15 protein-coding genes are annotated in these 13,278 nt (G+C 74.0%); 4 read left to right on the top strand and 11 right to left on the bottom strand.

Going from position 1 to position 13,278, the window contains the following annotated elements; translation table 11 throughout:
• The first annotated feature begins 47 nt into the window (after window positions 1–47).
• The 3 genes from ABD230_RS14805 to ABD230_RS14795 all read left to right on the top strand — a co-directional run bounded on the left by ABD230_RS14805 (window position 48) and on the right by ABD230_RS14795 (window position 2,450).
• Window positions 48–941 carry a DNA-formamidopyrimidine glycosylase family protein gene (locus ABD230_RS14805; protein ID WP_344376019.1) on the top strand — a complete coding sequence of 298 codons (894 nt, stop codon included), beginning with the start codon at window positions 48–50 and terminating at the stop codon, window positions 939–941.
• A gap of 98 nt (window positions 942–1,039) precedes the next feature.
• Window positions 1,040–1,951, top strand: coding sequence for a hypothetical protein (locus ABD230_RS14800; RefSeq protein WP_344376016.1), 912 nt, complete (start codon window positions 1,040–1,042; stop codon window positions 1,949–1,951).
• Window positions 1,952–1,976: 25 nt separating this feature from the next.
• Complete coding sequence (locus ABD230_RS14795) at window positions 1,977–2,450, top strand: hypothetical protein (RefSeq protein ID WP_344376014.1); 474 nt, start codon at window positions 1,977–1,979, stop codon at window positions 2,448–2,450.
• Window positions 2,451–2,472: 22 nt separating this feature from the next.
• Here ABD230_RS14795 and ABD230_RS14790 read toward each other — a convergent pair whose 3' ends face one another.
• Genes ABD230_RS14790 through ABD230_RS14770 form a run of 5 tightly spaced genes read right to left on the bottom strand, consistent with a single transcriptional unit; the run spans window position 2,473 to window position 6,184 of the window.
• Window positions 2,473–2,742 carry a hypothetical protein gene (locus tag ABD230_RS14790; protein WP_344376011.1) on the bottom strand — a complete coding sequence of 90 codons (270 nt, stop codon included), beginning with the start codon at window positions 2,740–2,742 and terminating at the stop codon, window positions 2,473–2,475.
• Window positions 2,742–2,993, bottom strand: a complete 252-nt coding sequence (locus ABD230_RS14785; protein WP_344376010.1) for a hypothetical protein — start codon at window positions 2,991–2,993, stop codon at window positions 2,742–2,744. The genes ABD230_RS14790 and ABD230_RS14785 overlap by 1 nt, the downstream gene beginning before the upstream one ends.
• 18 nt (window positions 2,994–3,011) lie before the next feature.
• On the bottom strand, window positions 3,012–3,266 hold the full coding sequence (locus tag ABD230_RS14780) for a hypothetical protein (RefSeq protein ID WP_344376008.1): 255 nt from the start codon (window positions 3,264–3,266) through the stop codon (window positions 3,012–3,014).
• Between the two features lie 18 nt (window positions 3,267–3,284).
• Entirely contained in the window at window positions 3,285–5,846 is a 2,562-nt protein-coding gene (locus ABD230_RS14775; RefSeq protein ID WP_344376006.1) for a beta propeller repeat protein, read from the bottom strand.
• Between the two features lie 29 nt (window positions 5,847–5,875).
• Window positions 5,876–6,184: a hypothetical protein gene (locus ABD230_RS14770; protein ID WP_344376003.1), complete on the bottom strand. Its 309-nt coding sequence runs from the start codon at window positions 6,182–6,184 to the stop codon at window positions 5,876–5,878.
• 217 nt (window positions 6,185–6,401) lie between these two features.
• Between ABD230_RS14770 and ABD230_RS14765 the strand changes: the two genes are divergently transcribed.
• Window positions 6,402–7,742: a serine hydrolase domain-containing protein gene (locus ABD230_RS14765; protein ID WP_344376001.1), complete on the top strand. Its 1,341-nt coding sequence runs from the start codon at window positions 6,402–6,404 to the stop codon at window positions 7,740–7,742.
• A 7-nt stretch (window positions 7,743–7,749) separates the two neighbouring features.
• Here the strand turns inward: ABD230_RS14765 and ABD230_RS14760 are convergent, their stop codons facing one another.
• The 6 genes from ABD230_RS14760 to ABD230_RS14735 form a co-directional block, all read right to left on the bottom strand.
• The gene (locus ABD230_RS14760; RefSeq protein ID WP_344375998.1) at window positions 7,750–8,595 is read right to left on the bottom strand and encodes a DUF2188 domain-containing protein; all 846 of its coding nucleotides are present in this window, start codon (window positions 8,593–8,595) and stop codon (window positions 7,750–7,752) included.
• A 163-nt stretch (window positions 8,596–8,758) separates the two neighbouring features.
• Window positions 8,759–9,154, bottom strand: a complete 396-nt coding sequence (locus ABD230_RS14755; protein ID WP_344375996.1) for a nuclear transport factor 2 family protein — start codon at window positions 9,152–9,154, stop codon at window positions 8,759–8,761.
• A gap of 39 nt (window positions 9,155–9,193) precedes the next feature.
• Complete coding sequence (locus ABD230_RS14750) at window positions 9,194–9,868, bottom strand: response regulator (protein WP_425546246.1); 675 nt, start codon at window positions 9,866–9,868, stop codon at window positions 9,194–9,196.
• Window positions 9,856–10,986, bottom strand: coding sequence for a sensor histidine kinase (locus ABD230_RS14745; RefSeq protein ID WP_344375994.1), 1,131 nt, complete (start codon window positions 10,984–10,986; stop codon window positions 9,856–9,858). Before ABD230_RS14745 ends, ABD230_RS14750 begins: the two co-directional genes overlap by 13 nt.
• 5 nt (window positions 10,987–10,991) lie before the next feature.
• Window positions 10,992–11,729 carry a DUF2306 domain-containing protein gene (locus ABD230_RS14740; protein WP_344375992.1) on the bottom strand — a complete coding sequence of 246 codons (738 nt, stop codon included), beginning with the start codon at window positions 11,727–11,729 and terminating at the stop codon, window positions 10,992–10,994.
• A 121-nt stretch (window positions 11,730–11,850) separates the two neighbouring features.
• The gene (locus ABD230_RS14735) at window positions 11,851–13,278 is read right to left on the bottom strand and encodes an MFS transporter (protein ID WP_344375991.1); all 1,428 of its coding nucleotides are present in this window, start codon (window positions 13,276–13,278) and stop codon (window positions 11,851–11,853) included.

Genomic DNA, 13,278 nt, shown 5'->3' with positions numbered 1-13,278 from the left:
CCGGACGGACGGGTGACGCCGTCGTGCGTCTGTGCGAGGCTGGCGGCATGCCGGAATCGCCGGAGGTCCAGGCCCTCGCCGAGGAGCTCGATTCGCGCCTCGCCGGGCGCATGATCGCGGATGTCGACGTGCTCGAGTTCCGCGTCACGAAGACCCGCGCGCGCCCGCTGACGACGCTCGTCGGCGAGCGGGTGGTCGGCGTCACGCGTCACGGCAAGCTGCTCGACCTCGACCTCGACGGCTCCGAGCACCTGGTGGTCTCGCTCGGGCGACACGGCTGGGCGCGCTGGCGCGTCGAGGAGCCGACGGATGCCGCGGGCGCGACGGATGCCGCCGACGCGACGAGTGCCGACGGCGGCGCCGCCGAGCCGCCCCCGCCCGCGCTCGTCGCGCTCGAGTTCGACGACGGACCGGCGCTCGAGCTGACCGACGCCGGCGGCTGGGTGTCCCTCGGCTGCTGGGTCGTCGACGACGCCGCCGAGGTGCCCGCCATCGCGAAGCTCGCGAGCGACCCCGCCGACCCGGGGTTCGGCCGCGGCGACTTCGAGGCGGTCGTGAAGGACCGTCGCAAGCAGCTCAAGGCGATCCTGCAGGAGCAGGAGTCGATCGCCGGCATCGGCAACGCGTACTCCGACGAGATCCTCCACGTCGCGAAGCTCTCGCCCGTCGTGCACGGGGCGACGCTCGACGACGACGAGGTCGGCCGTCTGCATGACGCGACGGTCGGCGTGATCCGGTCGGCGATCGACGCGCGCCGCGGCGTCCCGATCCACGAGCTCAAGGCGGCGAAGGTCGCCGCGATGCGCGTGCACGGCCGCGCGGGCGAGGACTGCCCGCGCTGCGGCGACACCATCCTCGACTTCTCGTTCGCGAGCACGACGGCGCAGTACTGCCCGACCTGCCAGACCGGCGGCGAGGTGCTGCCGCTCAAGGGGGAGTGAGAGGCGCGCGAGCGGAGCATCGTGTCCGCTTCGTGACCGGAACGGCCGCTCGGGCCGGATACGCTGGCCGGGCTGTGCAACGACGGGAGAGGCGACGCATGCGACGAGGCGGACTGCTCCGTCGGCGGTTGGAGCGACCCGCAGGACTCGCGGTCGCGCTCGTGGCGGCGATCGTGTTCGCCGGTGCCGCCGTCGGAGCCCGCGCCGCCGATCTCGATGCCCGTGCCCGCGTCGAGCTTCGCGGCGAGGCGATGCGCATCGCCTCGGAGATCGACGCGGCCGATCGGCGTGCGCTCGCCGCCACGGCGCTCGCCGATAGCGCCCAGGCCTGCATCGATCGGGGCGCGGCGACGTTGCGTCCGGTCGTCGCGGCCGTGGACCGGTTCGACGACTCGATCGTGCGTGCCGGAACGTCGGCGATCCTCGCCGCGACGTCCGGCGCGCGGGAGACGGCCGGTGCGACGGTGCTGATGCTCGCCGAGGACGTGGACGGCTCGCGCGATGAGCTGGCCCGAGCGGTCGTCGAACTCGAGCCCGTCCGGGCCGAGGCAGGTGCCCGTGAGCTCGACGCTCGGCTCCACGCACTGGAACGAGACGCGGTCTGCCGGTCGGCGACGCGCACGGTGGACCGCGCGATGGCGGCCCTCGACGCCACCACGGCCACCCTGATCTCGGCCAACCCGAAGGCGGAGGCCGCCGTCGTCGCGGAGCTCCGCGCCGCCCGCGGCGCGGCCCTCGACATCGACCTCGAGCGGGCGGATGCCGCCGCGGAGGTCGACCGGTGGCTCGCGGCCGCCGGGGCCCTGGAGCGTTCGCAGCGGGAGGCCGTCGATGCGGAGGAACGCGCCGCGGCCGAGGAGGCGGCGCGTCGGGCGGCGGCCGAGGCGGAGGCCGCGGCCGAGCCGGAGATCACGTACCACTACTCGGGCATCACCTGCCACGTCCCGGACGATTGGGATCCGGAGACGTGGGACTGGGAGTCGGGCGGGAACATCCTCGTGTGCGGGTGACCACCGGGCATGGCAGGATCGCCGCATGTCCGAGGCATCCGCTCCGCCGGTCGTCGTGGTCGTCGACGTCGCCAACGTCATGGGGTCGCGCCCCGACGGCTGGTGGCGCGACCGGGCGGGTGCCGCGACCCGACTGCTCGAGCGGATGCCGCGGCTCGTCGGCCGCACGGTCGTCGGGCCGGCCCGCGAGGCGGCCGACGGGCGCACCGACGGGTCCGCCGGCGGGCATGCCGACGAGCCGGCCGACGGCGCGCTGACGATCGCGCGCGTCGTCGCCGTGCTGGAGGGTCAGGCGAAGGCCGCGGCTGAGCCCGCCGGCATCGAGGTCGTGCGCGCGCCGGCGGATGGCGACGCCGCGATCGTGGACGTCGCGGCCGGGCTCGCCTCGGCCGGCGAGCGGCTCCTCGTCGTCACCGCCGACCGCGGGCTGCGTGCCCGGCTTCCCCGGGACGCGCGGGTGGCCGGACCGGGGTGGGTCAACGACCTGCTCGGTCGCTGACCCTCCTCGATCCGGATCGCGCTCAGGGCGCCCGGGTCTCGGGCGCGGTCGCGCCCGGCACCGCACGCCGGGGTGCGCGCCACCACTCCCTGCCAGCGAACGCCAGCGACACCAGCACGAGCACGCCGAGTCCCACGACGATCCAGCGCTCCAACTGCCCGCTCCCGGCATCCGGGTCGACGCCGAAGACCGCCTCGATCCACGTGGGCATGACGATGGTGAGCACGAGCAGCGCCGTTGCGAGGACGGCGCCGACCACCTCCCACCAGAACACCGGCCGCACCCTGCGCATCAGCCCAGCTCCTCGGGTGCAGCGCCGGCGGACTCGGCATCGCCGTCCCCGGACGCGGTGGGCGCGACGTCCGCATCCCCACCGGATCCGGTCAGGGCGGGCGCCGGCCCGGCGTCGATCGCGCGGTCCGCATCTGCCGTCGTCGCGGCCGACATCGCGCCGGTCGTGTCACCGGCGGGCGCTCCGGCGAGGTCGGGCACGGTGACGCTCGTGCGCGCCGTGCCGTCGTCGATCTCGATCGTGATACGCATTGCTGCTCCTCCTCCCGCTCAGTTGAGGACCGCGTAGCGACCCTCGAACGTCACGGTGACGCTCGTCAGGTTCTTGACGGTGATCCAGTAGGTGCAGTGCGTCGACGAGGCGCGCTCCACCTCGGTGTCCCAATCCAGCTCGGGCGCACCGTTCTTCGGCGTCGTCGGCACCACGTACCAGACGATGTGACGGTCGGCCGGCCAGTTGAAGGTGAACCAGCGCTTGGTCTGCCCGGGCGCGAGCGTCCCGGTGAACTGCGTTCCGGTGAACACGGCGAACATCTCCCTCGGTCATCGATAGCTGAGGATCGCGTAGCGGCCCTCGAATTCGACGGGTCGCCCCGTCAGGTTCTTCACGGAGATCCAGTACGTGACGTACCGGGCGTCGGCCCGCTCGATCTGGACGTCGAACGAGATCTCGGGTGCCCCGTTGATCACGGTGGTGGGCATGACGGTCCACAGCACGTGCCAGGTGGCCGGCCAGCGGAACGTGAACCATCGACCGGACCTGCCGGCCTCGAGCCGACCGCGGAACTGCACGCCGCAGATCGGGGCGCTGAGCCCGTCGGCCTCGATCTCCCAGACGCCCCGGTTGCGGGTGCCCGCACGGAGCACGTGCGCGTCCGGGTGGTAGAGGAGGTCGGCGATGATGCAGTTCGGGAGTCCGGCCGACATGGGCGACCAGGTGGCGCCCGCGTCGAGGGACTGGAAGACGCCGCGGTCGGCGGCGACCCAGACCCGGTTGCGATTGCCGGAGTGGACGGTGACCGCGTTGACCGGCAGGGCCGGCAGCCCCGCCGAGCGGTCCGTCCAGGTCGACCCGCCGTCCTGCGATCGGAACGCCCGACCGCCGCCGAGCTGCGACGACGTCGCCCAGATCCGGCTCGGGTCGCCCCGCTCCGCCCACAGGTCGCTGATCCACGCGCCGGGTCTGGGCGAGGTCAGCTCCGCCGGCGCGGACCACGACGAGCCCGACCACGTGATCCGGAACACCCGGCCGTTCGTCGTCCCGACGAGGATCAGGTCGGGCGTCGGCATGTCCATCGCCGACGCCACCGGACGACCCGGCAGCGCCACCGACGAGAACGACATGCCGCCGTCGCGCGACACGATCACGCTCTCGCCCGCCTGGGCGACGGTCGACCCGTTCGCCTCGAGCGGCGGGTAGAACAGCTGGCCGTACACGGACGGGTCGCGGTTCGCGGTCGGAACCCACGTCCACGTGTCGCCCTTGTCGGTCGACCGCTCGAGCCCCATGCGGAAGAACGAGTGGTAGACGCGGTCCGCGTCCGTCGTGCTCGCCCCGCAGTCGCCGCCGTCACCGTCGGCGACGTGGTCCCAGACCGGGTTCGCGCGCCAGCGGATGCTGCCGTTGTCCTGCGTGCCGCCGAGCAGCCACCGCGCCGAACCGACGTCCTGCGCGAGGTACTCGATCTCGGTGATCGCGAGCCCGTCGTTCAGGTCCGCCCACGTCGTCCCGCGGTCGGGCGAGCGGTAGATGCCGCCGTCGCATCCGGCGTAGACGACCTGGCCGTCGCGCGGGTCCGCGGTGAGGCAGTGCTGGTCCGGGTGGATGCTGCTGCCGTTCACCTTGCTCGACAGGTTCGTCCACTGCCAGGTGCGGCCGTCGCGCTCGACGCGCCACGCGTTGATCTCGCCGACGTACACCGACCGGTCCGAGGTCGGATCGCCGCGGACGTACCAGTCGTACCAGGCCTGGCCCGTGCGGACGCCCGGGTCGGTCGCGATCGAGGTGAACGCGCCGTTCGCGCTGGCGCGACGCCACAGCCGCGGCGTCGGCTGGGTGTTCTCGCCGATCGCCATGGGCGGATCCGACGCGGCCCACGCCCACGCCACGGCACCGTTCGAGGGCGCGTGGCTGACCGCGAGCCGGGCGTAGTTCGCCGGGTTCGGCACGCCGGTCAGGTTCACCGACGACCAGTTCGCGCCGCGGTTCGTCGAGCGGACGAGCCCGCCCGGGGAGGTCGCGAGGACCTCGCGGTCGCCGCCGCCCGGGTGGACCGACACGCTCCAGGTCCGACCGGTGCGTCGTCGCGTCCACGTGGCGCCGGCGTCGGACGACGTGTACAGCCCGATGGTCGTGGCGGCGTAGAGCGTGCGATGGTCGGACGGGTCGACCACGAGCGCGTAGAAGCCCGCGCCGATGAACGGACTGCCGGCGAGTTGCGTCCACGACGCGCCGCCGTTCGTCGAGCGGAACACGCCCTGGCCGAGGCCGGCGTAGAAGTCGCCCTCGCCGCTGCCGAGGTACGCCAGTCCGGGCTCCTCGGGATCGAACGCGATGGCGCCCACCGTGAGCGTCGGGAGCCGGTCGCCGCGCGGCGTCCAGTGCGCGCCGCGGTCGCGGCTCTCCCACACGCCGCCGCCGGCGGCGCCGACGAGCAGGTGATCGGAGTCGGCCGGGTCGACCGCGATCGCGGCCACGCGGCCCGACACGTCGACGCGTGAACCGCTGCCCGACCCGTACGTCTGCCCGTTGCGCATGACGGTCGGGCCGAGCGGATGCCACACGGCGCCGCCGCGCGGCGCGCCCTCACCGGCGTCGGCCATCGACGCGATCTCCTCGGCCCACTCGGCGGTGAGGTCCGACCGCGTCTGCATCGGGTCCTCCGCCATCTCCCGGACGGCCTCGGTCACCCCGGCGGGCGCCGACTCCCCGGTGGGGTCGAACTCGAGCAGCCCGCGCTCCTGCTCGAACGCGTGCAGGCGCTCGAACGCCTTGCCGCCCGGCGGGCCCGGCGGTGGCGAACCCCCCTGGCGCGCCTCCCGACGGAGTTCCGTCGTCTCGTCGGCGGTCTCCCCGAAGTCCCGTTCATCGATCGCTGATCGCATCGCTCTTCCCCCAATCGCGTGCTGCAGCCTCAGGACGTGTGTTCCGGTGCGCCCTCCTCGTTCTCGCCCTGGTCGTCGTCCGTCCCGTCGGTGCGCTCGTCCTCGGCGGCCTCGTCGACGGTTCCCTCGGAGACGTTCTCGTCGACGTCGACGTCGACGTCGGCGTCGACGTCGGCGTCGGCCTCGTCGGGCTCGTCGTCGGGGCCGGCCGTCTCCTCGAACGGAAGGTCGTCGAGTCCGCGCGCCTGCTCGAACTGGCGCAGCCGTTCGCCGGCGTGGCCGCCGGGTCCGTCGCGTTCGTCGTCGGGCCCGGGAGTGGTGTTCGGAATCCGCGTCATCTGCGCCATCCGGCTTCTCGATCACGGTCAGGGCGTCCGGTCGGGCGGGCCGGAACGCGCCACAAGCTACTCCGGTCGTCGAGGGTCGACGACCCCCGTTCGGGGGGTTCGCGACCGCCGGGCGTCCCGCTGGCTCCGGGGCGCCGAGGGGACCGCGGCGACCGCGGCGTTCGGGCCGGTCCGGACAACGCCCTCCGGACTGTTACGATCCTTCGTCGTGCGTCTCCTCCGCCGGGCGATCAGCGTCGTCGCCCTCCTGGCCCTCGTCGTCATCGGCGTGTTCGCCGGCGTGTACCGCTGGCAGCAGCCCATCCTGCTGACCGGAACCGGATACGCCGCCCACAACGCGTGCGCCGTCACGCAGGTCGCCGGCCGCGACGAGCCCGCGACCGACCTGCCCGAGAACCCGCTCGTGCCCTACCTCGAGGTGACGGGCGCCGGCGACCCGACCACCGCGTCGCTCCTCGGCGCCCTCTCGCGGCAGCGCGCGTGGTTCACCGAGGGCTTCGGCTGCACGCTGTCGCGCGAGCGCCCCGAGCTCGGCTCGGCGACGCCCATCGCCGCGAGCGCGAATCCGTTCACCGATGCCGCCGCGCCCGAACCGGATCCCGTCATGGACGAGGCGATCGCGCGCGCGTTCGGCGACGACCTGGACGAGGCCGACCGCGGCGCGCTCGGCACCCGCGCAATCGTCGTCGTCAAGCACGGCGAGCTCGTCGGCGAGCGGTACGCCGACGGGTTCGACGCGTCGACCCCGCAGCTCGGCTGGTCGATGAGCAAGAGCGTCACCGACCTCATCACGGGCGTGCTGGTGAAGCGGGGCGTCGTCGCGCTCGACGACGACCACCTCGTGCCGGAGTGGACCGACGCGCGCGCCGACATCACCATCGAGCAGCTGCTCCGCCAGACGAGCGGGCTCGAGTGGGACGAGACCTACGACCTCGGCACGCCGATCACGCGGATGCTCTACCTCGAGCCCGACATGGGCGGGTACGTCGCCGGGCTGCCGCTCGCGCACGAGCCCGGCACCGTCCAGCAGTACTCGAGCGGCAACACCACCCTGCTGTGCGACATCCTCGCCGAGCGCACCGGCCTCGGCGCCGACCTGCCGCGTCGCACCCTCCTCGGCCCGCTCGGGCTGTCCTCCGCGGTCGTCGAACCGGATGCCTCCGGCACGCCGGTGTGCTCGTCGTACATGTGGGCGACGCCGCGCGACTGGGCGGCGATCGGGCAGTTCGCGCTGCAGGGCGGCGACTGGAACGGCGCGCAGCTGCTGCCGGACGGGTGGATGGCCGAGGCCCTCACGCCCACGGAGGTGGACGAGACCGACGACCCGGGGCTCGCGATGAGCTGGCGCACCAACGTGCTGCCCGACGGCTCGCTCCGGTGGCCGTCGCTGCCGGAGGACACGTTCTACGCCAGCGGCCACGACGGCCAGAAGGTCGTCGTCGTGCCGTCGGAGCAGCTCGTCGTCGTCCGCATGGGCTTCACGCCCGAGGCCGACCACACGGCGTCCGAGGTGCGCCTGGTCGGCGACGTCATCGCCGCGCTCGGCTGAGCGGACGTCAGTTGCGGGCCGCGACGAGGCGGTACAACTCGGCGCCGCGCCATCCGACGAGCACCCCGAGTGCCGTCGCGATCACTGCGCCGAGCACGCCGTAGTTCTCGATCGCTGCGCCGAGAAGATCGCCGATCCAGACGAAGATCCCGGTCGGACCGGGGCCCGAGGGCAGCGGATCGGCCGCATTGAGGACCGTCCCGCCGAGCGCGCCCGCGACGGCGTTGGACAGCCAGAACGCCGCGAGGCCGAGCAGCGACAGCCCGGCGGTCGATACGGCGGTCGGGTGCGCGATCAGGGCGAAGGCGATGACGGCGACCCCGAGCGACCACGCGAGCGTGCCGAGGAAGATCCCGGCGAACCCGCCGCCGAGGTCGGAACTGATCACCCATGCCGGCACGACCGGGAAGACGGCGAGACCCGCCGCGAGCCACTTCAGGACGCGCTGGGCGGAGCGGATCGCATCCTTGGCCTCTCCCTCGGGGCCTGCCGCCACGACGCGGTTCAGGACATCGTCCCCGTCGGGCTCGCCGTCGCCGTCGGCGTCGAAGGAGCCGCCGCGGACGCGGGCGACCGCGGCTCCCGCCGCATCGGCGAGGTCTTGGGGCGTCAGCGGTTCGCCTGCGTCCGCCGCCGCCGTCGTCGCAGCGACGGAGATGCGGCGACGGACCCCGCCGTCGATGCCGTGCACGATGACCTGCCCGCCGCCGTTCGCGACGAGCTGGCCCCGGGCGGCCTCGATCGCCGCTGCCTGGGTCGGCAGCGTCGCGAGGTCCGGGGCTCCGGCCGCGGCGCGGACGACCCAGTTTCCTCCGGTTGCGCGCTCGACGATTCTCGTTCCGGTGACGGTCATGGTCGGCTCCGATCGGATGGTGGAAGCATGATCCACCCGACGCCGAGCATCGACCATCCCCTGTTCGGGTGCAGATCCTGCCCGTCAGGCCGGTCGTTGCTGGTGCGGAGTCCGTCGCACCCGCGGGGACCGACCGCACGAGGGTCGACGGAGCGGCCCCGCGCTACGTGATCGCGTCGGCGTGGCGGTGCACCACGCGCCATCCGTCGACCTCGCGCCGGTAGACCTGCGTCGACCGGAGCGTGAAGGTGCGCGGCGAGCCGTCGAGCGACGCCGAGATGCGCTCGTAGCCCACGGTGTACGCCATGTCGCCGTCGACGTCGTACGAGATGAGGTCGAGCGCGTAGGCGGTGCAGTCCGAGAAGCTCGCGGCGAGCGACTCGAACGCCTCGACGAGCTCGCCGCGCGACACGGCGTTGCGGAACGCGCCGAGCACGCTCAGCGGCGGCTCGGTCGTCCAGATCGCCCGTCGCGGTCCGTCGTCGCCGTCGAACTGCGCGCGTTCGGCCGCCACGAGCTCGGATCGCACCCAGGACAGGAACTCCTCACGGTCACTCATGGGTTCAGGATCCTCCGACCGCGCGCTCGCCACAATCGTTCAGCGGCGTGGCGTGCGACCGCCGCGTCCGCGCTCGTGCGCCCAGATCGCGAGCTCGACGCGGTTCCGGGCGCCGAGCTTGGCCATGAGGCTGCCGAGGTGCGTCTTCACGGTGCTCAGCGAGACGTAGAGCTCGCGCGCGATCTCCTCGTTGCCGAGGCCGCGCGCGACGGCGGCGAGCACGTCCTCCTCGCGCTCGGTGAGCGGTGACGACGGGGCGCGCGGCGGGGTCGGCGCGGATCCCGCGAACGCCTCGATCAGGCGGACGGTCACGTTGGGGTCGATGAGCGCGTCGCCTCGGGCCGCGGCGTGCACCGCCTCGGCGAGCAGCGTCGGCCCCGCGTTCTTGAGGAGGAACCCGCGGGCGCCCGCCCGCAGCGCCCCGTACACGTACTCGTCGAGGTCGAACGTCGTGATGACCACGACCGGGATGGGGTCGGCGACGTCGGGCCCGGCGAGCCGCCGGGTGGCCTCGAGGCCGTCGGCCACCGGCATCCGGATGTCGACGAGGCACACGTCGGGCCGCAGCTCGCGTGCGAGCCGCACCGCCTCGTCGCCGTCGGCGGCCTCGCCCACCACCTCGAGGTCGGGCTGGGCGTCGAGGATCGTGCGCAGGCCGGTGCGGACCAGCTCCTGGTCGTCGGCGATCAGCACCCGCACGCTCACGTGCGCCATCCCGACCTCGGCAGCACCGCGGTCACCGTCCATCCGCCGCCGGCCGCCGGACCGGCGTCGACCGTGCCGCCCAGCAGCGCGGCCCGCTCGCGCATGCCCGCGAGGCCGAATCCGGGCGAGGCGGATGCCGCGGTCGCGCCGTCGTCGCGCACGTCGAGCCGCACGCCGCCGTCGTCCACGCGCAGGCGCACGTCGACGCCCGTGGCGCCGTGCGCGTGACGCCGCGCGTTCGTCACCGCTTCCTGCGCGATGCGGAACGCGGCGGCCGCCACCGCCGGCGGGACGCCATCGGCGTCGCCCTCGACGCGGACGTCGACGGGGAGGCCCGCGGCATCCGTGCTCGCGAGGCGGCGCACGTCGGCGATGCCGGGGGTCGGGGCGAGCTCCGGGTCGTCCTCGACGCGGAGGACCCGGACGATCGCGCGGAGCTCGTCGAGGGTGCGCGTCGCCTCGCCCTCGATCACGCGGAGCGCCGACGCCGCGGCGTCGGGGTCGGCCGCGGCGACCGCGGTGCCCGCCTGCGCCTGGATCGCGATCGCGGAGACGTGGTGGGCGACGGTGTCGTGCAGGTCGCGGGCGAGGCGCTCGCGCTCGAGCAGCCGCGTGCGCTCGAGTTCGCGGGCCCGCGCGCCCGCGCGCCAGCGGAACGCGATGCCCAGCGTCGTCGTCGCGACGACGACGGCGAGCCCGCCGACGAGGTCGGCGAACGACGTCGGCGCCACGAGGGCGGGTGCGATCAGGCCGACGAGCACCAGCGCCCCGCCGCCGAGCATCGCCCGGCCCGACCCCCAGCGCATGACGGCGTAGAGGAGGACGAGGAAGTAGGCCGTGCCGACGAACTCCGGTTCGGTCCGCGTGGCGAGCGAGACGAGCCATCCGCTCGCGAACGCGATCGCGATCATGGTGAAGGGCCGGGTACGGCGCCACAGCAGCGTCGGCACGAGCGCGATGAGCACGCCGGCCCAGAGCCATCCCCACGGGACATCGGGCCGGGCGAGCGCCTCGACGACGATGAGGGGCGGCAGCACGCCCACGAGCACCCAGTCGCGCCACACCCGCCGCGGCGGCGGCGGCACGGCGGCCGGCGCGTCCCACAGGGCGCGGACCGGGCTCGTCATGCCCCTCATGATAGGAGCGCGCCGGTCGCCGCGGATCGGCCGTTCGGACGGGATCGCCGCGGCATCCGCCGTGCCCGCCGCCGGATCACGACCTCGGCGACGGCGAGGTTCAGCACCCAGCCCGCACCCATGAGCAGCGCGGTCGCCGTCGGCCCGGGCTCGCCGAGGACGAGCGTCCAGGGCAGGAACGTGAACACCTGCGTGCCGGCGCCGAGGCCGATCGCGTACGCGCGCGTCATCCAGGCGCTGTGCGTGACGACGTCGCCGCGCCGGATCGCCAGGAACGCGACGACGATCGCGACGGCCATCACGGTGCCGAACACGAGCCGCATCGCGAGCAGGGCGGGACCGTTGCTGTCTGGGAGGTCGTAGAAGACCGCCATCCACATGCCGGACAGCGCGGCGGCCAGGCCGGCCGGCGCGAGCACGCGACCGGAGATCCGGTGCCAGCGGCGCCGCCGCAGCGACGGCACGAACTGGAGCGCGCCGACGACGAGGAACACGACGGATGCCACGATGTGCACGACCACGGGGACCGGCGAGTCGAAGAACCGGGCGTTCTCGGGCGTCACCGCGGCGCCCGTCGAGAGCTCGGTCAGGCGCCGCGTGCCCGCGATCATCGGGACGACGGCGAGCAGGATGAGGCCCGTCGGCACGAGCCACTCGGGGCGACGACGGGGTCGAGGCGCGGGGCGGGGGCTGACGGTGCTGCGGCGACGGCGCGGCGCGGAGGTCTCGGTCATGGCTCCGATGCTCGCGACGGGGCTGTGCCGCCGCCTCGGCCGACGGGACGGACCGCCTCGTCCGATCGGACGAGGCGGTCCCCGAGGGCGTGCCGGCGGCGTCGAGGCGCGGACGGGTCGGTCAGGCGGCTTCGGCCGCCTCCACGAGCGGCGATTCCGCGATCGGGATCGCGCGCACGTTCGGGCGGGACGGCCGGGTGCGCCCGAGGAACGGCACCAGCCCGCCGACGGCCGCGAGGATCGCACCGATCACGAACGCCGTCACGTACCCGGACTCCGCGGGCAGGCCGCTCGCGCCGAGCGTGGCGCCGATGGCCGCGGCGAACACCGTCGTGCCGATCGCGCCGCCGATCGTGCGGATGTTCGCGTTCATGCCGGTCGCGATGCCGACCTGGTCGGCGGGCACGCTGCGGACGATGAGGTTCGGCGTCGAGGAGGTCACGAGCCCGGTTCCGAGTCCGAGCACGCCGGCCGCGACGGCGAGCACCACGGCGTTCCCGTGCAGCACGGCGATGGACAGGGATGCCGCACCCGAGAGGAACGCGCCGATCGTCAGTTGCGCCGCGAACGGGAGGATCCGGCTGAGCGGGCCGGCGACGAAGCCGACGGATGCCATGGCGACGAGCATCGGCAGCATGATCAGCCCTGCCGTGCCGGCGTCGACGCCGAGGCCGTAGCCGCTCGCGTTCGGCGTCTCGGCGAGACGCGGCAGGTAGGCCCAGACGCCGAACATCGCAGCGCCCGTGAGGAGGGCGGTGACGTTCGTGGTCCAGACCGCGGGCAGGCGCATCACGCGCATGTCCACGAGCGGGGTGCGCGAACGGAGCTCGACCGCGATCCAGGCGGTGGCGAGGAGCGCCGCGAGCGAGAACAGGCCGATCACGAGGGGAGAGGCCCAGCCCCACTGGTTGCCCGCGCTGAGCGGCAGCAGGAGCGCGACGAGCCACCCGGAGAGGAGCGCGGCCGCGAGGACGTTGATGCGACCCGTGGCCCGCGTGGTCGAGCGCTCGAGGCCGAGGAACCCGACCGTGAGCCCGACGGCGGCGAGCACGAGGGGCAGCGCGAACAGGCCGCGCCATCCGATGAGCTCCGCCGCGGGACCCGCGATGACGGTGCCGAGACCGCTGCCGACGGCCATGACGGCCGACAGGGCCCCGATCGCGCCGGCGAGCCGGGCCTGCGGGAAGGCGTCGCGGACGAGGCCGAAGCCGAGCGGGAAGACCGCGCCGCCGAGGCCCTGCAGCACGCGGGCGACGAGCATCACGGCCAGGTTCGGCGCGAACGCCGCCAGTACGGAGCCGAGTGCGACGGCGCCGAGCGCGAGGAAATACATGCGCCGGCGGCCGACGAGGTCGCCGGCGCGGCCGAGGAGGGGCGTGGCGACGGCGGCGGCGATGAGCCATGAGGTGAGCATCCAGGTCTGGCCGACCGCGTCGGCGCCGAGGTCGGTGCCGATGGTCGAGAGCACGGGGATGAGGAGGGACTGCAGGCTGGCGACCGCGGTGAAGCTCGTGGCGACCGCGATGAAGGTGAGTCGTGTCGATGGCAT

It is taken from the genome of Agromyces tropicus (genome assembly GCF_039531345.1).
Classification (GTDB): Bacteria; Actinomycetota; Actinomycetes; order Actinomycetales; family Microbacteriaceae; genus Agromyces; species Agromyces tropicus.
Note: the sequence above shows the minus strand (reverse complement) of the source record. Positions and strands in the feature narration are given on the sequence as shown.